This window comes from Trinickia acidisoli (assembly GCF_017315725.1).
In the GTDB taxonomy this organism is placed as follows: Bacteria; Pseudomonadota; Gammaproteobacteria; order Burkholderiales; family Burkholderiaceae; genus Trinickia; species Trinickia acidisoli.
The window spans coordinates 2,743,324-2,765,820 of sequence record NZ_JAFLRG010000001.1 but is presented as its reverse complement, the minus strand read 5'-3'; the positions used below and the strand labels follow the sequence as shown (position 1 = coordinate 2,765,820).

Genomic DNA, 22,497 nt, shown 5'->3' with positions numbered 1-22,497 from the left:
AGCGCAATGTCGCGTGCGGTGCGACGTGAGCGAACTGCCTTCAAGACGACACGGGTACCCCCGGCCAGGACGAAGCGACCGACGCCTCCGAGCGGCAAAGGCGCCCTTGGTCGAGCAGATAGGCCTGCTCGCCTAGGCAGGCCGCCGGTGTGGCGTTTCGTTGCGCGATTACCACAGCCGTGCCGTCACTCGCCAACTCGGCGCCGAGTCCCGCCACTTGTTCGGCCTCGGCGGGCGCTAGGGCGTCGAACGGATCGTCGAGCAACAGCAGGCGCGGCTCCGACATCAAGGCGCGCGCGATGGCGAGCAATTGCCGCTCGCCGTTCGTCAGTCGGCTGGCGCTTTGATGTCCGCAGGCTTTCAGAAACGGAAACCGTTGCACCAAGCGATCAGCCTGCGCTTCGATGCGTGGCCGGTCCGTATCGCGCCACACGCCCGCAAGCAGATTGTCACGGACCGATAGCGAGCTGAAAAGCAGGCGGTTGTGCGGCACGTAGGCGATGCCGCGCGCAAGCAATTCGGTCGGCCGCTTGCGGCGGGTGTCCTCGCCGTCGAGGCGGATCACGCCACGCTTGGGGCGCACGAGCCCCGCGATCGCCATGAACAGCGTCGTCTTGCCAGCGCCGTGCGGTCCGAGCACGTAGGCGAGGCTACCCGCGAACAGCGCGAACGAGATGTCGTCGAGAACGTCGCTCTTGCCGTAGCCGGCGACGAGCGATTCGATTTGCAGCAACGGCATTCGCATCGGGTGTTACCTCCGGGACGGGGGAGCGGCGCACTTTTGTGCACCGCACTCGAACGCCGTCGATTTCACCCGCCGCGCCCCTTGGCGACAACTACCACAAATAGGAGGGGGCGAATCCCGATTCGCCCGCTACGACAACGCAACGCGTTCGCCGGTGGCGCCCGCTGCCTCCACCGCAAGCGCGCCGCCCCCGGCGTACCCTTCCGGCTGCTTGGCCGAATGGATCATCAGGACGTTCTCCGGCGGTGTGGCGGGCCGTGCGGCGTGACCGGCGACCGTAACGGCTTCGCCCCCCGACGTGCGCGCTTGCTCGGCGATCCACCGTGCCACGTCGTGCACGTCTTGCCGAGCGGCCGCGTCGGCCTGCACGAGCCAATACGCGTGTCCGTTCGCACGACCCTTTCCGGAGCCGAGCGCGACGAGCTTGCCTTCGGTATCGACCCCGGTCACGCCGAGCGACGGGCTCGCAACCGGCACGATCGTTTCGTCGAATAGGCGCGTCGCACCGGATGGCGGGTTCGCGATGCTCGCATAGCGGATGGCGAGGTCGATGCCTTCGGTGTGCAAGTCGAGCAGCTTGTCGTTGGCCGCCACGCGAACGTCGAGCGCGGGGTAACGGCGCTGCAGCTCCGGCAGCCGCGGCAATAGCCAGAGCGTCGCCACGCCGATACTGGCGGTGACCGTCACGGGTTGGCGCTCGGCAGGACGCGTGATCGCCTCGAACACGTCCTGCAACTGACGCACGACGCCGTCGGCCGTGCGGAACAGGCGCTCGCCGGCTTGCGTGAATGTGATCGACCGGTAGCCGCGATGAAACAGCGACACGCCGAGCGCATCCTCGAGCGAGTGAATTTGCCGGCTGACGGCAGATTGCGTCAGACAAAGGTCCTCCGCCGCGAGCGTTACGCTCATGCGGCGGCCGACGGCCACGAAGCCGCGGATCAAATCGAGCGGCGCAAGTCGAACCAGAGGCGTTGCCATGCGTCTACCTCATGCGAAAGTGACGGGAAGGTAAATTGAGCCGAAGCGAGGCGTCGGTTCAAATGGGAACTTCGTGGCGATGGGCGCGACGGCGCGTCCATGCGCGAGTACTTCGACGTTGGAATGCGCTCGCGTCGAGCGCATTGGACCGTGCCGGATTTAAGCCATTCCTATGCGAAACCGTAACTGACACATTTGGTAGGCGAATGCTGCCGCCGTGTTCGTGAAGCGAAGCGGAGCGCCGGTGGAGAGGGGGTGACGCGGTTCGTTGGGCGTTGCGAAGCAGCGTTCGAGGAGGCGTAGCAGGCGCGCGATCGATGCGGGCCGCATTGCGTGTCGGAAGAGGGTGGTCGGCCGCGCGCGGCGTTGCGACGGCGCGTGGCGAGGTCAGGCGCACGGCCGCGTATCGGCCGCTGCGCGTCTATCCGCGGTGCGTCAATAGACCTTGTCGTCGTCGGCGCCGTCGGCCTCGGATTCGCTGCGCACCGCATCCGCGAAGCGCGCGAGCGCCGCGAGCGATCCGCTCACGCTCACGTATTGCTCGCGGCCGATCTTTGCATCGAGCAATACCGCCATACCCGATTCGCGTGCGAGTTCGATGAGGTCCATTCGCTGTGCCTGCCCTTGCGTCTTGTTCATGGTCGTCGAAAGAGTCGCCTCGATGATGCCGGGATCTGCGCCCGTTCCGCGTTTTCATTCCGCACGTCCTGCCGCGGTTCGCTCGCTGGGCGAAAAACGATTCGCCCGATCCCGCTCTTGTTGAAGCACGACTCGTACCTACCGCCGGCGGCGGCATCGATGCCCCCTCATGATGCGTTCGGGGGCGTCCGAGACCGCGTTTGCCCCGGTATGGCGCAATCATTGGCACTCGCACGGTGCAGCGGTATGTCTCGCATTGCAAAAGCCGCGCGCACTAGCCGCATGGATCGATTTGTATAGACAAGAATGAATGTGAATCGCGATGCTGAATAGCCGCTGGCGGTTGCGGCGTCGCTCTGGAAGCGCGGTGCGCACCGCCTAGGGGTGGCCTGGCGGCCGTATAGGTAAGCTGCGCTTCGCCCGTGTCCGATGTCTAGTCGTCTAATGGAAATCCCTAGCTCTGTGCTTGTAAAAACGACTTGTCTATACAAGACGACAGCACTAGACTCGCTGTCAGATCTGGCATGCGCACGCGCGGGCGATCGCCCGCGGCGACTCGCCGCTAGAACGAAATAGGCAGATGAAATAGACAGGACGCTCTCCATGATGATTCTCACGCCGGGCCATTTGACGCTTCCTCAACTGCGCCGTATCGCACGCGAGCGTGTGCCGCTCGCGCTCGATCCCGCGAGCCGCGCCGTGATCGACGCGGGTGCGAAAGCCGTAGCCGACATTGCCGCGAAAGGCGAGCCGGCCTACGGCATCAATACCGGCTTCGGCCGCCTGGCCAGCACGCACATCGCACACGACCAGCTCGAACTGCTGCAGCGCAACCTCGTGCTTTCGCACGCCGTGGGCGTCGGCGAGCCGATGACGGCACCCGTCGTGCGGCTCTTGATCGCGCTCAAGCTGTCGAGTCTCGGCCGCGGCCACTCGGGCATTCGTGGCGAAGTGATGAATGCACTCGTGACGCTGTTCAACGCTGACGTTCTGCCGATCATTCCCGTCAAGGGCTCGGTCGGCGCCTCGGGCGATCTGTCGCCGCTCGCGCATATGTCGGCCGTGCTGCTCGGTATCGGCGAAGTGAGCGCGCGCGGCGAACGCATGAGCGCGCTCGAGGGGCTGAAGCTCGCGGGTCTCGCGCCGCTTTCGCTGCAGGCGAAGGAAGGGCTCGCGCTGCTCAACGGCACGCAAGCGTCGACGGCGCTCGCGCTGTACAACCTGTTCGCGATCGAAGACCTCTTTCGCACGGCGCTCGTTGCCGGGGCGCTGTCGGTCGATGCGGCCGCGGGCTCGGTCAAACCCTTCGATGCTCGCATTCATGCGCTGCGCGGCCATCGCGGCCAGATCGACGCGGCCGCGGCCTATCGCGCGTTGCTCGACGGCTCGGGCATCAATCTTTCGCATCGCGATTGCGGCAAGGTGCAGGACCCGTACAGCTTGCGCTGCCAGCCGCAAGTGATGGGGGCGTGCCTCGATCAGATGCGCCATGCGGCCGACGTGCTGCTCATCGAAGCGAACGCCGTCTCGGACAATCCGCTCGTCTTCCCCGATACGGGCGAAGTGCTGTCGGGCGGCAACTTCCACGCCGAACCCGTGGCGTTCGCAGCCGACAACCTCGCATTGGCCGTGGCTGAGATCGGCGCGCTCGCCGAACGCCGCATCGCCCTGCTCATCGACGCGACGCTGTCTGGATTGCCACCGTTTCTCGTGAAGGATGGCGGCGTCAACTCCGGGTTCATGATCGCGCACGTCACGGCGGCCGCGCTCGCGTCGGAGAACAAGACGCTTGCGCATCCGGCGTCGGTCGATTCGTTGCCGACGTCGGCGAATCAGGAAGACCACGTGTCGATGGCCACCTTCGCCGCGCGCAAGCTCGCCGACATCGCCGAGAACACGGCGAACATCCTGGCGATCGAGTTGCTCGCCGCCGCGCAAGGTGTCGACCTGCGTGCGCCGCATCGCACGAGCGGCGCGCTGCAGCGTGTGGTTGACTTGCTCCGCGCCCACGTCCCGCATTACGACCTCGATCGCTATTTCGCGCCCGACATCGCTTCTGTCGCGCGGCTCGTCGTAGGCGGTGCGATCGCGCAAGCAAGCCCGCTGTCGTTCGCCTCGGAAGCGGCCTCGGCCGCCTGAAACATGGACGACGTCAACGTCAAAGCGATGAATGCTCCCGCGTATCAGGGCATCAAAGACTACATTCTCGCGCGCATCCACTCGGGCGAGTGGGCCGAGGGCGATCAGGTGCCGTCCGAAAACGAGTTGGCGCGCGAGTTCAAGGTGGCGCGCATGACGGTCAACCGCGCGCTGCGCGAACTGACGGCCGAGCAGGTGCTCACGCGCGTGCAAGGGGCGGGAACGTTCGTCGCGCGGCCCAAGTACGAATCGACGCTCGTGGCGATCCGCAGCATCTCCGACGAGATCGCCGCCCGCGGTCATCGGCACCACGCTCATGTGCTGGAACTCGGCGCGACGGTCGCGAGCGACGCGCTCGCCGACGAAATGCAGGTCAAGCCGGGCAGCCCCGTGTTTCATTCGCGCGTGCTGCATTTCGAGAACGACGAGCCGGTGCAGTTCGAGGCGCGCTGGGTCAACCCGGCCATCGCCCCCGAGTATGCGCTGCAGGACTTTGCGCGCGTCACGCCGAATCAATACCTGACGCGCGTGGCGCCGCTGCAGCGCGTCGAATACCGGATCGAAGCCGCACACCCCGAGCCCGCCACGAGCAACCATCTGCGGATGGACGAGGGCGAGCCGTGCCTCGTGCTGCATCGACGCACGTGGTCGCGCGAGCAGGTCGCGTCGGTCGCCGATCTGTGGCATCCGGGCAGCCGCTATCGCTTTACCGGACATTTTTGAGCGCCGTGCCGGCGCATCGAACGCAACGCATGCCGAAGGAGATGACTCGCATGAACGATCCGAAACGATTCGACCCGAGGCTCGACACGACGCGCACGATCCGCGCGCCGCGCGGCGCCGAGAAGACGTGCAAGAGTTGGTTGACCGAAGCCGCGTACCGGATGATCCAAAACAATCTCGACGCCGAAGTGGCCGAGCATCCGCACGCGCTCGTCGTCTACGGCGGCATCGGGCGGGCCGCGCGCAACTGGGATTGCTTCGACCAGATTCTCGCATCGCTGAAGGATCTCGAAGACGACGAAACGCTGCTGATCCAATCGGGCAAGCCCGTGGGCGTGTTTCGTACGCACGCCGACGCGCCGCGCGTTCTGCTTGCGAACTCGAACCTCGTGCCGCACTGGGCGACCTGGGAGCATTTCCACGAGCTCGATCGCAAGGGTCTAATGATGTACGGCCAGATGACGGCGGGCAGTTGGATCTACATCGGCAGCCAAGGCATCGTGCAAGGCACGTACGAAACGTTCTACGCGGTGGCGAACCAGCACTTCAACGGCGATGCGACAGGCCGTTGGATTCTGACGGGCGGCCTCGGCGGCATGGGCGGCGCGCAGCCGCTCGCGGCGACGATGGCGGGTTTCTCGATGATCGCGGTCGAATGCGACGAGACGCGGATCGATCTTCGACTGAAAACGCGTTACCTCGACCGGAAAGCGAAGACGCTCGACGAAGCGCTCGCGATCGTCGATGCGGCCAAGGCGAGCGGCAAGTCGGTCTCCGTCGGTCTCGTCGGCAATGCGGTTGATGTGTTCGAAGCCTGTGTCGCGCGTGGCATCACACCCGAGTGCGTCACCGATCAGACGAGTGCGCACGATCCGATCAACGGCTATTTGCCGCAGGGATGGAACGTCGAGCAATGGCGCGAGCGGCAAAAGACCGATCCGCAAAGCATCGTCACGCCCGCGAAACAGTCGATGGCGCGACAGGTGCAGGCGATGTTGACGCTGCAGGCACGCGGCGCGGCGACGCTCGATTACGGCAACAACATCCGTCAAATGGCGCATGACATGGGCGTTGCGAACGCGTTCGATTTTCCGGGCTTCGTGCCGGCCTATATCCGGCCGCTGTTTTGCGAAGGGAAGGGGCCGTTCCGCTGGGTGGCGCTCTCGGGCGACCCCGAGGACATCTACAAGACCGATGCGAAGGTCAAGGAACTGATTCCCGACGACGCGCATCTGCACAACTGGCTCGACATGGCGCGCGAGCGCATCGCGTTTCAAGGGTTGCCCGCGCGCATCTGCTGGGTGGGCGTGAAGGACCGCTACCGCTTGGGCCTCGCGTTCAACGAGATGGTCAAGCGCGGCGAGTTGAGGGCGCCGATCGTGATCGGCCGCGATCACCTCGATACGGGCTCGGTCGCCAGCCCCAATCGCGAGACCGAATCGATGAAGGACGGTTCCGACGCCGTGTCCGATTGGCCGCTGCTCAATGCGCTGCTCAATACGGCCGGCGGCGCGACCTGGGTGTCGCTCCATCACGGCGGCGGCGTCGGCATGGGCTTTAGCCAGCATGCGGGCGTCGTGATCGTCTGCGACGGCACCGATGCGGCGGCGCGGCGCATCGAGCGCGTGCTGTTCAACGATCCGGCCACGGGCATCATGCGCCATGCCGATGCCGGCTACGATCTGGCGCGCGAAACGGCGCGCGAAGTCGGCCTGAAGCTGCCGATGCTCGGCCGTTGATACAGGATGCAAATGCAGATGAGCAAGCAGTCCCATGCGGTGGAGCCCGTCACCTCGCCCGAGCCGCGCATCGTTCGCGCGAGCGCGTTGAAGGCCGCGCCATGGAAGAACGGCGGCGGCGTGACGCGCGAGATCGCTGCCTATCCGGTGGGGGCGAGCCTCGAGACGTTCGTCTGGCGCGTGAGCGTGGCCGACGTCGAGCAAGCGGGCCCATTCTCGCGATTTCTCGGCATCGACCGGACGCTGGTGCTGCTGGCCGGCGTGGGGATGGATTTGATCGAGGCGGCTGGTGCCGTGCATGCGTTGAGGGAGCCGCTGTCGATCGCACGATTCGATGGAGAGGCGGCGCTCGAGGCGCGGCTCGTCGGCGGCGCGACGCGCGACTTCAATCTGATGGTGCGGCGCGATCGGGCGAGCGCCGTGCTCGAAGTGTGGCGCGGGGCGGGCCGGCATACGCTCGATGCGGACGCCGCGCTCGTGTTTTGCGCGCGTGGCTCGCTCGACCTTCGTTTTGCGAGCACGGCGCAAAGTCTTGGGCGTGTCGTGGGTGTTGCAAGCGCGCCGCATGGGCCGGCGACGTTGTCGGCGATGGATACGCTCGTGCTCGACGCCCCGCGCCAACTCGCGTGCGACGTGACGGGGGACGGCGCCGCGCTTGCCGTGCTCATTCGTTACGTGTGATGCAACCGTTGCCGATGCTTCGAGGCTTTCATGACCGATTTGGTTTGGCAGCATCTGAATCTGTGCCCGAACGGCGACCCCGGAGAGACGATCGCAGATGCCGCGCTCGTCGTGCGCAACGGCACGATCGCGTGGCTCGGCGCCGCGCGCGATCTGCCGCGCGAGTTCGATGCCTGGCCGCGCGAAGGCCTCGGCGGCGCGTGGGTCACGCCGAGTCTCGTCGATTGCCACACGCATCTCGTCTACGGCGGCAATCGAGCCGACGAATTCGCATTGCGGCTCGCGGGTGCGAGCTACGAAGAGATCGCGCGGCGCGGCGGGGGCATCGTGTCGACGGTGAGCGCGACGCGCGCGGCCGATGAAGCCGCGTTGATCGCGTCGGCCGCGGCGCGGCTCGAGCCGCTGCTTGCCGAAGGTGTCGGCGCGATCGAGATCAAATCGGGCTATGGGCTCGAGCTGGCGAGTGAGCGCAAGACGTTGCGCGTGGCGCGCTCGCTCGGGCAGCGCTACCCCGTGTCCGTCTATACGACGTTTCTCGGCGCCCACGCGTTGCCGCCCGAATACGCGGGACGTGCCGATGCCTATATCGACGAGGTGTGCGAACGGATGTTGCCGGCGTTGGCCGACGAAGGACTCGTCGATGCCGTCGATGTTTTCTGCGAGCGCATCGGGTTCACGCTCGCGCAGAGCGAGCGTGTGTTCGAGGCCGCCGTGCGCTGCGGTTTGCCCGTGAAGATCCACGCCGAACAGTTGAGTCTTGCCGGCGGCGCGGCGCTCGCGGCACGCTATCGCGCGTTGTCGGCCGATCATCTCGAGTTTCTCGACGAAGCCGGCGTTCAAGCGATGAAAGAGGCGGGGACGGTCGCCGTGCTGCTGCCCGGCGCTTACTATTTCGTCCGTGAGACGCAATTGCCGCCGATCGATTTGCTGCGCCGCTACGATGTGCCGATCGCGCTGGCGACCGACAGCAACCCCGGCACGTCGCCGGCCACGTCGCTATTGGCGATGCTCAATCTCGGCTGCACGCTGTTTCGTCTGACGGTGCCCGAAGTGCTGCAGGGCGTCACGCGTCATGCGGCGCGCGCGTTGGGCCGCGGCGAGCGCCACGGCGAGCTTGCGCCGGGCCGTGCAGCCGATTTCGTCGTATGGTCCGTTGCTACGCTGGCCGAGCTGGCATATTGGATCGGCCGCCCGCTGGCGGCGCGCGTCGTGCGCGCGGGGTCAACGGTCTACATCGCGCCCGCCTCGCCGTGGGTGGCATGCATCGACGCGCGGCGCGACGGATGCGTTGGGCGCGATCGGCGCCAAGGAGCGTGAAGTGACGACCGATCGCCACGCACTCTTTGCCGCGCACGCTTACCTGCCCCAGGGCTGGCGGCGCGACGTGCTGCTCGAATGGAACGACGCGGGCGTCCTGACCGCCGTCGTTCCCGATGCGCCGGCAAGCGCGGGCATCGCGCGCGCGAGCGGGCCGGTCATGCCCGGGATGCCGAACTTGCACTCGCATGCGTTTCAGCGCGCGATGGCGGGACTGACCGAGTATCGCGCGCAGGCGAGCGACAACTTTTGGAGCTGGCGTGATCTGATGTACCGATTCGCCGCGCGCATTACGCCTGAACGGCTTGAAGCGATCGCGCGATGGCTTTACGTCGAAATGCTCAAGGCCGGTTATACGTCGGTCTGCGAGTTTCATTACGTGCACCATGCGCCAAACGGCAGTCGCTACGCGAACGAGGCCGAACTCGGGCAGCGCGTCGTCGACGCCGCGTCGCAAGCCGGTATCGGAATGACGATGCTGCCTGTGCTCTATCAATACAGCGGTTTTGACATGCGCGCGCCACGGCCCGATCAGCGGCGCTTCATCAACACGCCGGAGTCGTTGCTCGATCTGTTGTCGACGTTGCGTCGCGCTCGGCCCGAGCATGGCGCGTTGACGTACGGCGTAGCGCCGCATTCGCTGCGCGCGGTATCGGCGGCGTCGTTGCGCACGTTGTTGGAAGGGCTCGACGCCGATTTGCCGGGCGCACCGATTCACGTTCATATCGCCGAGCAGACGGGCGAAGTGGAGGAGTGTCTCGCGGCAACCGGCGCTCGGCCTGTCGCGTGGCTGCTCGACCATTTCGACGTCGGCGCGCGCTGGTGTCTCGTGCATGCGACGCACGTCGACGAAGCCGAGACGGCCGCGCTGGCGGCGAGCGGCGCCGTGGCGGGTCTTTGTTTGACCACGGAGGCGAATCTCGGCGACGGCGTCTTTCCCGCGCAGCGATACCTCGAAGCGAACGGACGCATCGGCGTAGGCTCGGACAGCCATGTCGCCGTCGATTGGCGGGCGGAGCTGCGGCTGCTCGAATACGGGCAGCGTCTCGTGCGGCGGCAGCGCAATGTGCTTGCCTGCCCGACCCGGCCGCAGGTGGCCGAGCGTTTGTTCGACGCGGCCCTGGCGGGCGGTGCGCAAGCGAGCGGCCGCGCAGTCGGCGCGTTGGCGCCGGGCTGCCGCGCCGATTGGCTCGTGCTCGATGCGGAGCATCCGAGTCTTTACGGGCGTGAGCCGGACGACTGGCTCGCCGGCGTCGTATTTTGCGAACACGGCGGCTCGCCGATCGCCGAAGTTCATACGGGTGGGCGCCGCGTCGTGCACGGTGGTCGGCACGAGGACGAGGCGCGCGCCTATGAGGCGTATTGCGAGGCGCTCGCGCATCTGCTGGCGTAGAGCGGGTATGAGCGCGAAAGGGTGTTGCACGGCCGCACATGACGCGCTGGCGTCACGGATCGAGCCTTTGCTCGACGCACTGATCGATGTGGGGCTCGCACGCTTGACCGGTGCTTGAACCACATCAGCCGCCCTTGTTTCGGCATGGCTGGCGCTCGCGCCGGCGCCGGCGACGCCGGAACGGCAGAGCGGGCATCTGTCAACTGCCCGCCCACCTTGGCGATGCGCAGATTAGACAATCGGCACTTGTCGATTGACGGATCGAAGCTTCGCCGCTATGGTTTCGGCCCATGGCCGATACCGACAACATCCATCCCGGCGCGATCGTGCGCCAGCTCTGCCTAGAGCGATTCAATTTGAGCGTGACCGAAGGCGCGGCGGTGCTCGGCGTGAGCCGCCAGGCACTGACGAACCTGCTCAGCGGCAAGGCCGGCATTTCGCCCGAGATGGCGCTGCGCCTGGACAAAGCCTTCGGCGGCAGTGCCGAAACCTGGTTGCAACGGCAGTTGGTGCACGATCTCGCCAAAGCGCGCAAGCGCCTCGACGACCTCGACGTCGTTTCGATGGCTCAGCAGCGTCAACGGGCGTTGTTCTGACTTTTGACTGCCGCCGATGCTTCGCCGCGCGTGCGGAGTCGGGCCGTGCCGGCGCGGGCGTCGCTCACATTCTCAGCTCTTCCAATAGCTGCTCGGCGAGAAAGTCGCATTCGGGCCGGCTCGAGCGTGCGCTGCGCGCCAGCACGATCTCGAGCGGCGGCAGCGCGGGCAGCCCGTGTGCGCGCCCAAGCTCGACGAAGCGCTCGGGCATGGCGCAGCGCGCGATCGGCGCGATCGCGAGGCCGGCCTCGACCATGCTGAACAGGCCGAGTAGGCTCGGACTTTCGTAGGACGTCCGATAGGCGATCCGCGCACGCTTGAGCGCGCGAATCGCGTTCTCTCTCGCCACGCTGCCGGCCGCGAATACGGCGATCGGCAACGGGCGTTCGCGCCATACGGCCGGAGCGCGTGGAGCGCCGGCCCAGATGATCGGTTCGAGCCGCACGCGCTCGCCGCGCACGCCCTTGACGCGCGTCATGCAAGCCAGATCGACTTTGTTTTCGTGGACGAGCGGGGCGAGCGCGTGACTCGGCAGCCCGATCACCTGTATCTCGACTTTCGGATACGTTGCCGAGAACTTGCGCAGCACGGGCGGCAGCAGCGACGACGCGTAGTCGTCGGGCACGCCGATGACGACGCGCCCCTTGACCTCCGGATGCACGAGCGCGGCCCAGGCTTCGTCGCGCAGCGCGAGCATGCGCCGAGCGTAATCGGCGAGCACGAACCCTTCCTGCGTCGGCACGACGCTGCGCGCGCGCCGCTCGAAGATCGGCTTGCCGAGCGCTTGCTCGAGCGCCTTGATCTGCATGCTCACGGCCGACTGCGAGCGGTGCACGAGGGCGGCGCCGCGCACGAAGCTGCCTGCATCGGCGATGGCGACGACCATCGACAGCACGTCCATATCGAGCGTTTTCATTGCGTGCGGATGTATCAGAAAAACTGAAGATAAAGTTCAATATAACGCGTTTGCCTGAAGTCATGCGTGCCGGCATACTCGATCGCGCACGACAGATTTCCTTACCCGGAGAGAAGACGAACGATGACGATGACTTACGAGGCGTTCAAGGCGCTAGGCCTTGCGATCGACATGACGCGCGGCAAGCCGGCGCCTGAGCAGCTCGACCTTTCGCAGGCTTTGATCGACGATGCGGCGCGTGTGGGACACGTCTCGCGCGACGGCATCGATTGCCGCAACTACGGTCACCTACTCGGCTTGCCCGAAGCGCGCGAACTCGGTGCGCAACTGCTTGGGTTGCCTGCTAGTCACGTCGTCGCGGCGGGCAATTCGAGTCTCGAGCTCATGCACGACGTGCTCGCCTTCGCGATGCTGCATGGGATGGGGCAAGGCGAGCCGTGGCGGCGCGCCGGCGAGGTCGCATTCCTGTGTCCCGTCCCCGGCTACGATCGCCACTTCGCGATCTGCGAAGCGCTCGGCATTCGGATGATCGCCGTGCCGATGAACGACGACGGCCCCGACATGGAGCGCGTCGAAGCGCTCGTCGCGACGGACCCTGCCATCAAGGGCATCTGGTGCACGCCGCTCTACAGCAACCCGACGGGCACGATCTACTCGCCCGAAACCGTGCAGCGCCTTGCGCGCATGCCGGCGGCGGCAGCCGATTTTCGCTTGTTCTGGGACGATGCCTACCGTTTTCATCATCTGACGGACGAGCGCTGTCGAAGTCCCGATATCGTCGGTGCGTGCGCCGACGCGGGCCATCCCGATCGAGCGATCGTGTTCGCGTCGACTTCGAAGGTCACGATCGCGAGCGGCGGAGTGGCGTTGCTCGCATCGTCGCCGCGCAATATCGATTGGTGGCAGCGTTGTGTGTCGATCCGCACGATCGGCCCCGACAAGCTGAACCAGTTGCGGCACGTGCACTATCTGCGCGATCTGCCGACGCTCGAGCGGCTGATGGAGGGGCATCGCGCCGTCTTGCAGCCGAAGTTCGAGGCGCTCGATGCAACGCTGCGCTCCTTGCTCGGCGATGTACCGGGCGTGTCGTGGACGAAGCCGAAAGGCGGCTATTTCGTGAGCTTGTATACGCCTGACGGATACGCGAAGCGGACCGTCGAACTCGCGGCGCAAGCGGGCATCGTGCTGACGCCGGCCGGCGCCGCGTTTCCGTATCGTATCGATCCGCGCGACCGGCACCTGCGCCTCGCGCCGAGCTGCCCGAATCCGGCTCAGATCGAACAGGCGGCGCTGGCGATCGCGCTGTCGGTGCGCCGCGCCTTGGATGAAGGCGCGCGGCGCGTGGCGTGAGGCGCGAAGTCAAACGCCGGCGCGCGTGGCGATGAATTCGCCTTCGCGCCGCCATGTATGGCCGTCCGCGTCGAGCGCTTCGCCGATCCAATGAAAGCCGTCGGGCGTGATCTCGGTGAAGCGCCAGCGCGTCGCTTGGCCGTCGGCGCGCGCACCCGTTTGAACGATGTCCGCGCCGATGCGCCGCCCGATCTGCATTTCGCGATGGCCGCGCGCCGGGTTGTTCCAAGCGATGCGCCAGGCTCGCAGCGCCGGGTCCCAACTGCGCAGCGTCGAGCCGTACATGTCGTTTAGCGGATCGCGGGCCATGCGCCCCGCGCGGCGATCCTCGCGAACGGGCATAATCCACGCATCCTGTATCGCACGTCCCTCGAGCACCCAGCCGGCGTGCACTTCGCCGGTCAAACCCTCGCCACGCAAGTCGAATCCACGGTAATGGAGCACTTGCAGCGACCAACTGCCGACGAGCCAGCCGTAGACGTCGTCGGCTTCGTCGATGTCGGCTGCACGACCGGGACAGGCGAGGGCGGATAGGAAGGCTTGGGGCGCGCAGCTTTCGGTGAGGTTCATCGTCGATCTCCTGGGTCAAATGTCGTCGCGAGGCATCGCGCGCTGCGAAGCGTTCGCGATCGTCCGTTCACAATAGGCCGTGAAGCGAGGCAAATCTTGGCAAAAATTGCGCTGGATCTGGAGCGTGCGCTTGCGCGGCGCGCGCGCGACGCGGCAGTCGGGGCGCCCGAGCGGCGCATCGTCGCGCGCGGACGCGGCTGGACCGTGTCCGACGTGCTCTGCACGTGCGGCCCCGGCGATCGCGCATTCGAGGAGCGCCATGACGCGTTTTGTATCGCGCTAGTGGCGGCCGGCGCATTCGAATACCGCTCGGACGCCGGGCGTGCGCTGATGACGCCCGGCGCCGTCATGCTCGGCAACGCCGGCGAGTGTTTCGAGTGTGGGCACCGTCACCGTGCCGGCGATCGCTGCATTGCGTTTCACTACCGGCCCGAGTATTTCGAGCGCCTATTTGCCGATGCGGGAGGCGCGTGCCGCGCGGCGTCGTTCGCTGCCGCGCGCATCGAGCCGTCGCGCGCGCTCGCTCCGTTCGTGGCCGCCGCGGGCACGGGCGTGAGCGCTCCGTTCGGCGTGGCTTGGGATGAGATGGCCCTGGCCTTGGCCGTGTGCGTCGTGCAGCACATCGACGGCGTGCCGTCGTCCGATGCGAAGCGTGTGCCGTGTCTGCCGCGTGCGGCGCTGGCGCGCGTCGTCGATACCGCGAGATGGATCGATGAAGCGCCCGATGCCGATCTCGGCGTCCAAAGGCTGGCCGAGCATGCGGGGCTCAGTCCTTACCATTTCCTGCGAACGTTCGAGCGCGCGACGGGCGTGACGCCGCATCAGTACGTCCTGCGCGTGCGCCTGCGTATTGCCGCGCAACGTCTGGCCGACGCACCCGACAAGATCGTCGACGTCGCGCTCGATTGCGGCTTTGCCGATCTATCGAATTTCAATCGGGCGTTCCGCGCTGAATTCGGCGTTACGCCGCGCGCCTACCGCGGGCGCTGGCAATTGTGACGATGACGATGCTCAGCCGTTGCCGCTGGCTGCCGGCTATGGTTCGCTTCGTCGCGCCGCTATTGCTTTTCGTTGCGGCGGGCGCAAGTAGGGCCGCCGACGCGGGGGCCGCGCCGGCGACGATCGAATCCGACGTTCACCGCTTTATCGTTGCGCACGACGGTTCCGTCGTCGAGGACGACGATGCGACGCTGCGAGTCGACACCGTTGCGGGTGTCGACGCTATCGCGCAGCGCTATGTCTGGTTCAACAAAGATATCGAGCATATCGATGCGCTGTCGGCCGAGTCGATCGATCCGCAAGGCGGCGTGCATCCGGTCGGCCCCGACGCGATTCGCGACGTGGAGGAGCCGCGTGCGGCCGGCGCGCCGACGTTCGAAGACGGCGTACTGCGCACGGTCATCTTTCCGGGCATCGAGCCGGGCTGGCGCGAGCGCCTGACGTTTCGTAAGTCGCGCAAAGCGGCGCAGCCCGGGATGTTCGAATATTTTGCCGTCCCTGATCGCGAGCCGGTGCTCGATCAGCGGCTCATCTTCGATCTGCCGGCCAATATGCCGCTCTATGCCGATGCGCGCGGCTATGTGGCGCGTGCGCCCGTCACGGATCACGGGCGCACGCGATACGAGTTCGATTACCGGCACGGGCCGTTCGCGCGGATCGAGCACGGGGCCGTCGGCTATGCGGACGAGGGCGATCGGTTGATGGTGACGACGGTGCCGAGCTACGCGGCGTTCGCCGAGCGGTATCGGGAGGATGCCGTCGATCCGACGGCGAACGACCCCGAAGTGATCGCGCTCGCGCAAGCATTGACGCGCGATGCGCCCGACGACTGGACCCGTGCCGAGCGCCTCTACGATTGGACGCGCACGAACATCCGCTACGTGGCGCTGTTTCTCGGCGAGACGGCGGCGAAACCGCATCGCGTCGTCGACATCCTGCGCGACCGCTACGGCGACTGCAAGGATCACGTGGCGCTGTACGGTGCGCTGCTCGCCGCAGTCGGCATTCGCAGCGAGCCTGCGCTGATCGGCCTCGGTTCGGTCTATACGCTGCCTTCCGTGCCCGGATACGGCGCGGCTGCGATCAACCACGCGATCACATGGCTTCCCGAGCTTGGACGGTTTGCCGACACGACGGCCGGCGGAGGTATCGCGTTCGGTTTTCTGCCGCCGAGCGTGATGGACCGGCCGGTGCTGCTCGTCGACGACGGCGTGCTCACGCGTACGCCGCCCACGCAGGAGCGCACGCGCGACGCCCGATTCGACGTCGACATCGATGAAAGCGGCAACGCGCAATACGGTTACCGCGTGCAGGACGACGGCTACGCGGCGGAACTCGAGCGCAACGTGTTTCGCCGCGCCACGCATGCGCGGGCCATTGAAATTGCCTATGAGCGGCTGCGGCAAGCGGGGCTGCGCGGCACGGCTTCGATCGAGACCGAGCCCGTGAATGCGACGAGCGGTCCGTTCGCGGTCTCGATGACGGGAACGTTGGAACACGTCGTCTGGCCGGATGGGATGACGGCGCTGCCGGCTCTATCGAGTCTCGGGGGCGGCATCGCCTCGCAAGTTGGAACGTGGCTGTCCAACGCCGAGCGGACCCAGCCATATGTTTGTCTTGGCGGCACCTTCGTCGAACATGGGACGGTGACGCTGCCGCGCAACGTGAAGCTCGTCTACGTGCCGTCCGACTTGACGATCGAAGCGGGATCGATCGATTACACGGCGCACTACGTGTTCGATCCTGTTTCGCGGGTGGTTCAGGTGTCGCGCCGGTTGCAGGCCGACTTCGGCAAACAAGTTTGCAGTCCTAAGCAATTCGATGCGATGCGCGACACGCTCGTGCGCATCGAGCGCGATCTATCGGCGCAAATCATCGTGCGGGCGAGCGGCGCGTGATCGGCGTGCGAATGGACGAAGCGGCCGCCACGCGGGTGCGGCGGCTTGCGGTGATAGTGCGCCGAATTAGGCGTGCGCCGTATCCGGTGCGGCGGTCAGTTTGACGCCGAGTGCGCGCATTAGTTTGAACACGGTTTCGAGCTTGGGTTGGGAGCCTGGTGCGAGCGTTTTATATAAGCTTTCGCGTCCGACACCCGCGTCGGATGCCACCTTCGCGATACCGCGAGCCTTCGCAACGTCGGCGATCGCGGCCATGAGGAGATCGGCGTCCCCTTCCTCCAGCGCCGCATTGATGTACGCTGCGATCGCTTCCTCGCTGTCGAGATAGTCGGCTGCATCGAATCGTGCAATCTTGACCGGTTTCATGACTCACCTCACTGAGATCGACCTACCGCCCTTGTATTTGCTTCCACGTCGCCTTCGCAAGCTTGATGTCGGTTTTTGGGGTCGACTTGTCGCCGCCACACAGCAACAGATCGTCGAATGAGTCAGTCCTGTTGAGCGTATTCACACGGGCCCCGCAGTACTCATTATGCATCTTTGTATCTTATTAGATACAAAGATGCAAACTCTTATTCAATCGCGACCCCCTCACGCTCGAGCACGCGCTGCACCGCAGAGCGTTCGAGGATTCGTCCGGTCAGCGCGGTCCACGCCGCGTAGTGCGTGCGCATCGGTAAGCCGATTCGATTGCCCCATCGATAGAGCACGAGCAGGAACGGATCGACGATCGAATAGCCGCTCGCCGCGGCCCACGTACGCCCATCGGCGAGTGTGTGTTCGATCTTCGCGTAAGCCTCCTGCACGACGCGGCGACCGTTCGCGCCAAGCGCTTCGTGCGGCGAGGTATCTTGCGCGCTGAATCGTTCAGGCCGCCAGATTTCGCCATACCCGACGCCGTGCACCCATCCCACGAGCCACACGAGCCATTCGAGGACGCGCGCTTCGTCGATCGCGCTCGAGTGCGGCAACAACCCTGCCTCGGGGTACCGCCTGGCAAGGTAGACGAGAATCGCCGGCAACTCGGTCAGAATTTTCGGCTCGCCCGAGATTTCGAGCGCCGGCACGAAGCCTTTCGGATTGATCGCGAGATAGTCGGCTCGACGATTTTCGCCGCGTGCGACCGACACCTCTCGCACCGCGAACGGCACGCCGATTTCTTCGAGCACGATGTGAACGGCCATCGAGCAAGCGCCGGCCGAGTAATAGAGTCGATAGTCCATAGAGAGAACGAAGTTTGGGTTGAGGTCGAATAGGAAGTCTAGCGACGGCGCGTACGCGAACACAAACGAGGAATTGTCGAGGCGAGCCATTAGTGGTACTAATGCTCGATGCAAAAACGCTCTCATCTCCCGCCACTTCAGACGTTGCGTGCGTTCGAGACGGCGGTGCGCTTGGCAAGCTTCACGCGCGCAGCCGATGAACTCGCGCTGACCCAAGGCGCTGTCAGTCAGCACGTGCGCGCATTGGAGGCGAAGCTAGGCGTGTCGCTGTTCGTGCGCGAGCGCGGCGGCGCGGTGCCGACACAGCAAGCGCACGCCCTCGCGTTGCAAATCCGCCAAGGGTTGAATGTGCTCGAGCGTGCGTTCGATGCGCCGATGCGTAAGCACAAGAACGCCGGCATGCGCGACCGTGCGCGCGAACCCGTGCAACTGACCATCAGCGTGCTGCCGCCGTTTGCCGATCGCTGGCTTGCGCCTCGGCTGGGACGGTTCGCGCGGAAACATCCGCATATCGAACTGTCGCTTCGCAAGGAAACGACGCTCGCGCGGTTGAACGGGCACGACGGCGTTGACGTGGCGCTGCGCTATGGTCCCGGCACGTGGCCGGGCGTGCAAGCCGAGCGTTTCATGGAAGAGGAGATTTTTCCGGTGATGAGCCCACGCTATCGCGACGGCGCGCGTCCTCGCCGGTTCGCCGATCTCGCGCATTGCACGCTGCTCAAGCATCGGTATCAACCGTGGGAGCCTTGGTTTCAGGCGGTCGGCCTCGACTTGACGGAGCCGCGCGGCGCCCCGGTGTTCGACGACGCGGGCAAGCTGCTCGACGCCGCATCGGATGGCCGCGGAATCGCGCTCGCTCGCGCATCGCTCGTCGAGCGAGAATTGGCTGAAGGGCGCCTCGTGCGTCTTTGGAAGCGCCGCGTCACCGACATCTACGCGCATTTCGTCGTGTGGCGCGCGGACAGTCCGAAACACGAAGCCATCGACGCATTACGTCGATGGCTGCGCGAAGAGGTTATTCGTCGTGCCGGCTGAACGCGCGGCGTCCTCGCCGAGTCTCGGGTATGAGCGCCGCGGCTTAATCAAGCATTCGAGAATGGAGCGACGTCATGCGCTCGAGCTCCTGGCCGACCTGTCCGATCGCTTCGCCGATCTTCTTGAGTTCGTCGCCGCCGCTCTGGGCTGGCGGGTGCTCCATGTGCTGGAGCGCCGGCCCGTTGGTGCTCGGCGGATTCGAGCTCGGCAGAAAATCCTGCAAGGCTTGCGATACGCCCAACTGTCCCGGCTGCAGTGAATTCAGGACGGCGTCGAGCCCGTCGATCTGCTCGGTATCGCTGTTCGAGTTGGCTTTCGCCATCGTATTCGCGATTTCCGTTTCCAGTTGCGCGGCAACTTGCGCCTTGGCCTCGCTGTAGTGCGGGTCCTTGACGTCCACGCTCGTTTTGCCGGTATCGGCCTTGTAGTAAGCATCGACGGCGTTCGACACACTATCGATCAGTGCCGCGCGCGATTTATCGGTTGCGCTCGGCGAGGGCGGTTGGGCCGTCGTTGCCGAGCTATACGCTTGCAGTGCTTGATAGGCGGCGTTGGTGGCCGCCGCGGGTGGCGTGGGCTGCTGGGGCAGCATGCCCCCTGGGAGCGAAATTCTCGTCATGGCGCAACTCTCCTCGTGCGACGGCACGGAAATGACTCGCGTTATCGTGACCGAGAATCGGCAACGGCGCGCGGATGTTTTCCGTAAATGCGAGGCGAAAAATCGGCAACCGGAAGCGGGGAGTCGAGTTCGAAACTACGAGATTCTGGCTTGCAAATCGTACGTAAATCGCCGGGGGCATGAGCTACCCCTCATCAAGACGCATCCCGCGTCGCAGGACGGTCCGGAGCCCTTGCCCGGTGCGCGGACCGGGCAAGAGTGGTCCGATCGTGGCCCGATCGCTAAACGACGTTGCGCTCGACCACCGGCCGATTCTCCAGCACGCGCTCGAAGCCGAGCGCCGACAGATCGAGCGAAACGAAGCGGCCTTGCAAGATCAGCTCGGCAACGCCGCGGCCCGTCGCAGGACCCTGTTGCAGGCCGTGGCCGCTGAATCCGTTCGCGAACACGCAGTTCTCGACGTCGGGGTGATAGCCGATGATCGCGTTGTGGTCGAACACGTTGTACTCGTAATAGCCGGACCACGCATGCTCGACGCGCAGCGCCTCGAATTGCGGCACGCGGTGGGCGAGCGTCGGCCAGATCACATCGTCGAATAGCGCGTGATCGACTTCGTCGAGCGGCAGATCGTCGGGATCGCGGTCGGCGCCGGGCGAGGTCCCGCAGATGTAAGTGGTTCCTTCGGGCCGGAAGTAGACGCCCGTCGGATCGATCAGCAGCGGGCAGCGCTCGAGTTTGGCCGGCGAACTCACGTTGAAGACGCTGCGCCGGCGCGCGTAGACGGGCAACTCGACCTCGAGCATCTGCGCGACGCGACGCGCCCACGGCCCCGTCGCGTTGACCATCACGTCGCAGTCGAGCGCGTCGCCAGCGGCAGTCAGCACTTGCCGTACGCGCCGGCCTTGGCGCCGCACGCCCGTCGCCTCCGTCGCCACATACCGGGCGCCCAGCGATTGCGCCTTTTTGCGCAGCGCCTGCACGAGCCCATAGCCGTCGAACCAACCTTCGCCCGACACGCCGTACGTGCCGGCGACGAGATCCTCGGTGTTCAGCCAAGGGAAGGTCGCTCGCAGTTCGTCGTGCGGCAAGTAGCGAATCTGCGCGCCGAGCGACGTTTGCAGCGCGTGATTTTCGCGCAGGATCGTTTCGCCGGCCGGCGTCGCGAGAAAGAGGTAGCCGCCCTCGTGCAGATCGATCGACGGAGCCTCGCCGGCGACGGCCAGCCGCTCGCCGATCGAGCGCAGAAACTCGATGCCGTAGAGCGACATTTGCACCGATAGCGGCGTCGAAAACTGCTGGCGGATCGAGGCCGCCGACAGCGCCGAGGATGCACGAGCGTAGGTTGGGTCGCGTTCGAGCACGGTGACTTCCACGCTCGGGTCCGCGCTGCGCAGAAAATACGCCACGGCGCTGCCGATGACGCCGCCGCCCACGACCACGATCTTCGAAACCATTAGGACTCCAAAACAAATTGCGAAAAAGCGCGGCGCCCGAAGGCGCCGCGCCGCACGGCCCGATCGATCCCACGGGCGAGAGCGCCCGCGAGGGCGATCAGGCGCCGCCGCCTTTCGTCACGACCGTCACGAACTGCCCGTTCTTGACTTTGTACATCGTGGACGAGCCGTTCTTCAGCGAGCCGTCGGCATTGAATGCGATGTGGCCCGTGATGCCGTCGAAACTGATGCTTTGCAGTTTCGGCCGATAATCGTCGGGCTTGGTCGACTTCGCGGCCTGCATCGCCTTGATCGCGGCCCACGCGGCGTCATAGCCGAACGGCGCATACGAGAGCACGTCGACGCCGAACTTCTGCTTGAAGCGCTCGGCAAACTTCGAGCCGACCGGCGTGCTGTCGAGCGGGCGCCCGTACTCCCACGCCAGCGCGCCATCCGCGCTGTCGCCGGCGAGCTTGATGAAGTCGACGTCCTTCACGCCGCCGCCGCCGACGAACTGCGCCTTGATGCCAAGCTGCGTCATCTGTTTCATGATGCCCGCGGCCTGCGGATTGAGCGCGCCCACGAAGATGAGGTCGGGATTCTTGGCCTTGATGTTCGTGAGCTGCGTCTTGAAGTCCGTCGCTTGGTTCGTCGTGTATTCGCGATCGACGATGTCGCCGCCGTGCGCCTTGACGGCCTTCACGAACTCGTCCGCTTCGCCCTGGCCGAACGCCGTGCGATCGTCGATGACGGCGATGCGTTTCGCCTTCGTCGTCTCGACGGCATACACGCCCGCGGTGCCCGCGTTCTGCGCATCGCTCGAAATCACCATGAACACGTTCTTGTAGCCGCGTCCGCTGATGATCGGGTTCGTGGCGGCCGGGTCGATGTCGGGAATGCCGGCCTTTTCGTAGAGCTCGGAAGCCGGGATCGTCGTGCCCGAGTTGAAGTGGCCGACGACGACCGATACGCCTTCGTCCACGAGCTTTTGCGCGACTTGCACGCCCACGCGCGGGTCCGCTTGGTCGTCTTCGGCGACGAGTTCGAACGACACCGGCTGGCCGTTGATTTTGACGCCCTGCGCCTTGGCGTCGTCGAGTGCCATTTGGACGCCGTTTTCCAAATCTTTGCCGTAATTGGCATTCGGGCCCGTGAGCGGAGCGGCAAAGCCGATTTTCACGACGGTGTCCGCGCGAGAGGCGAGCGGGGCGAGCGCGAGAAGTGCTCCAACTGCAACTGCGATAGGGGTGAGAGTCTTCGCAAAACGCATGTTGTTTCCTTTGTCGGCAAGCATGAGTTCATTGCTATGGCGTGCGTGCCGGCTTGTGCGCGCTCATCTCGTTGCGCTTGGCGCGATCGAGGCGGCGGCCGGTGCACGGCTCTTGTTCGTCTTTACAGCGCGTGGGGGGAACCTCCTGCAAGGGCGTGTGTTGATCGAACCGCTCGACGTGAGAAACGCCGCCGCGATCGTTCGGAAGACTATAGGAAGCCAATATGGCCC

The 22,497-nt window shown here is 65.6% G+C and carries 21 protein-coding genes; 11 read left to right on the top strand and 10 right to left on the bottom strand.

Annotation, left to right across the window (positions count from 1 at the left end; all coding sequences use genetic code 11):
* Positions 1 to 40 precede the first annotated feature (40 nt).
* From J3485_RS12550 to J3485_RS12540, 3 genes are all read right to left on the bottom strand, one after another.
* Entirely contained in the window at positions 41 to 745 is a 705-nt protein-coding gene (locus J3485_RS12550; protein WP_206952801.1) for an ABC transporter ATP-binding protein, read from the bottom strand.
* Between the two features lie 129 nt (positions 746 to 874).
* Positions 875 to 1,726, bottom strand: a complete 852-nt coding sequence (locus J3485_RS12545) for a LysR family transcriptional regulator (RefSeq protein ID WP_206952799.1) — start codon at positions 1,724 to 1,726, stop codon at positions 875 to 877.
* A gap of 435 nt (positions 1,727 to 2,161) precedes the next feature.
* On the bottom strand, positions 2,162 to 2,365 hold the full coding sequence (locus J3485_RS12540) for a hypothetical protein (protein WP_206955883.1): 204 nt from the start codon (positions 2,363 to 2,365) through the stop codon (positions 2,162 to 2,164).
* A gap of 603 nt (positions 2,366 to 2,968) precedes the next feature.
* Here J3485_RS12540 and hutH point away from each other — a divergent pair.
* The 7 genes from hutH (at position 2,969) to J3485_RS12505 (ending at position 10,953) form a co-directional block, all read left to right on the top strand.
* On the top strand, positions 2,969 to 4,504 hold the full coding sequence (hutH, locus tag J3485_RS12535) for a histidine ammonia-lyase (protein WP_206952797.1): 1,536 nt from the start codon (positions 2,969 to 2,971) through the stop codon (positions 4,502 to 4,504).
* A gap of 27 nt (positions 4,505 to 4,531) precedes the next feature.
* Complete coding sequence (hutC, locus tag J3485_RS12530) at positions 4,532 to 5,227, top strand: histidine utilization transcriptional repressor HutC (protein WP_206955788.1); 696 nt, start codon at positions 4,532 to 4,534, stop codon at positions 5,225 to 5,227.
* Positions 5,228 to 5,277: 50 nt separating this feature from the next.
* Complete coding sequence (gene hutU, locus J3485_RS12525; RefSeq protein ID WP_206952795.1) at positions 5,278 to 6,966, top strand: urocanate hydratase; 1,689 nt, start codon at positions 5,278 to 5,280, stop codon at positions 6,964 to 6,966.
* Positions 6,967 to 6,984: 18 nt separating this feature from the next.
* Positions 6,985 to 7,647 carry a HutD/Ves family protein gene (locus J3485_RS12520; protein ID WP_206952793.1) on the top strand — a complete coding sequence of 221 codons (663 nt, stop codon included), beginning with the start codon at positions 6,985 to 6,987 and terminating at the stop codon, positions 7,645 to 7,647.
* A gap of 30 nt (positions 7,648 to 7,677) precedes the next feature.
* Positions 7,678 to 8,964, top strand: a complete 1,287-nt coding sequence (gene hutI, locus J3485_RS12515; RefSeq protein ID WP_206952791.1) for an imidazolonepropionase — start codon at positions 7,678 to 7,680, stop codon at positions 8,962 to 8,964.
* 1 nt (position 8,965) lies between these two features.
* The gene (locus J3485_RS12510) at positions 8,966 to 10,357 is read left to right on the top strand and encodes a formimidoylglutamate deiminase (protein WP_206952789.1); all 1,392 of its coding nucleotides are present in this window, start codon (positions 8,966 to 8,968) and stop codon (positions 10,355 to 10,357) included.
* Positions 10,358 to 10,647: 290 nt separating this feature from the next.
* Positions 10,648 to 10,953, top strand: a complete 306-nt coding sequence (locus tag J3485_RS12505; RefSeq protein WP_206952787.1) for a HigA family addiction module antitoxin — start codon at positions 10,648 to 10,650, stop codon at positions 10,951 to 10,953.
* Between the two features lie 64 nt (positions 10,954 to 11,017).
* On the opposite strand, the gene J3485_RS12500 is transcribed toward J3485_RS12505, so the two are convergent.
* Complete coding sequence (locus J3485_RS12500) at positions 11,018 to 11,869, bottom strand: LysR substrate-binding domain-containing protein (protein ID WP_206952785.1); 852 nt, start codon at positions 11,867 to 11,869, stop codon at positions 11,018 to 11,020.
* 123 nt (positions 11,870 to 11,992) lie between these two features.
* Between J3485_RS12500 and J3485_RS12495 the strand changes: the two genes are divergently transcribed.
* A complete protein-coding gene (locus tag J3485_RS12495) occupies positions 11,993 to 13,219 on the top strand; it encodes an aspartate aminotransferase type Ic (protein ID WP_206952783.1) in 1,227 nt (408 codons plus the stop codon).
* Between the two features lie 9 nt (positions 13,220 to 13,228).
* Here the strand turns inward: J3485_RS12495 and J3485_RS12490 are convergent, their stop codons facing one another.
* Positions 13,229 to 13,789, bottom strand: coding sequence for a hypothetical protein (locus J3485_RS12490; protein ID WP_206952781.1), 561 nt, complete (start codon positions 13,787 to 13,789; stop codon positions 13,229 to 13,231).
* Positions 13,790 to 13,885: 96 nt separating this feature from the next.
* Between J3485_RS12490 and J3485_RS12485 the strand changes: the two genes are divergently transcribed.
* Together J3485_RS12485 and J3485_RS12480 are read left to right on the top strand one after the other, a co-directional pair.
* Positions 13,886 to 14,788, top strand: a complete 903-nt coding sequence (locus J3485_RS12485) for a helix-turn-helix transcriptional regulator (RefSeq protein WP_206952779.1) — start codon at positions 13,886 to 13,888, stop codon at positions 14,786 to 14,788.
* 2 nt (positions 14,789 to 14,790) lie between these two features.
* On the top strand, positions 14,791 to 16,686 hold the full coding sequence (locus tag J3485_RS12480) for a DUF3857 domain-containing transglutaminase family protein (protein ID WP_374192420.1): 1,896 nt from the start codon (positions 14,791 to 14,793) through the stop codon (positions 16,684 to 16,686).
* 66 nt (positions 16,687 to 16,752) lie between these two features.
* Here J3485_RS12480 and J3485_RS12475 read toward each other — a convergent pair whose 3' ends face one another.
* Together J3485_RS12475 and J3485_RS12470 are read right to left on the bottom strand one after the other, a co-directional pair.
* Complete coding sequence (locus J3485_RS12475; protein ID WP_206952778.1) at positions 16,753 to 17,052, bottom strand: addiction module antidote protein; 300 nt, start codon at positions 17,050 to 17,052, stop codon at positions 16,753 to 16,755.
* Positions 17,053 to 17,258: 206 nt separating this feature from the next.
* Entirely contained in the window at positions 17,259 to 17,909 is a 651-nt protein-coding gene (locus tag J3485_RS12470) for a glutathione S-transferase family protein (protein WP_206952776.1), read from the bottom strand.
* A gap of 108 nt (positions 17,910 to 18,017) precedes the next feature.
* Between J3485_RS12470 and J3485_RS12465 the strand changes: the two genes are divergently transcribed.
* Positions 18,018 to 18,944: a LysR substrate-binding domain-containing protein gene (locus tag J3485_RS12465; RefSeq protein ID WP_206952774.1), complete on the top strand. Its 927-nt coding sequence runs from the start codon at positions 18,018 to 18,020 to the stop codon at positions 18,942 to 18,944.
* 43 nt (positions 18,945 to 18,987) lie between these two features.
* Here J3485_RS12465 and J3485_RS12460 read toward each other — a convergent pair whose 3' ends face one another.
* The 3 genes from J3485_RS12460 to J3485_RS12450 all read right to left on the bottom strand — a co-directional run bounded on the left by J3485_RS12460 (position 18,988) and on the right by J3485_RS12450 (position 22,266).
* On the bottom strand, positions 18,988 to 19,563 hold the full coding sequence (locus tag J3485_RS12460; protein WP_206952772.1) for a hypothetical protein: 576 nt from the start codon (positions 19,561 to 19,563) through the stop codon (positions 18,988 to 18,990).
* A gap of 281 nt (positions 19,564 to 19,844) precedes the next feature.
* Positions 19,845 to 21,017, bottom strand: coding sequence for an NAD(P)/FAD-dependent oxidoreductase (locus J3485_RS12455; RefSeq protein WP_206952770.1), 1,173 nt, complete (start codon positions 21,015 to 21,017; stop codon positions 19,845 to 19,847).
* Between the two features lie 97 nt (positions 21,018 to 21,114).
* Complete coding sequence (locus J3485_RS12450; RefSeq protein ID WP_206952768.1) at positions 21,115 to 22,266, bottom strand: branched-chain amino acid ABC transporter substrate-binding protein; 1,152 nt, start codon at positions 22,264 to 22,266, stop codon at positions 21,115 to 21,117.
* Positions 22,267 to 22,497: the final 231 nt, after the last annotated feature.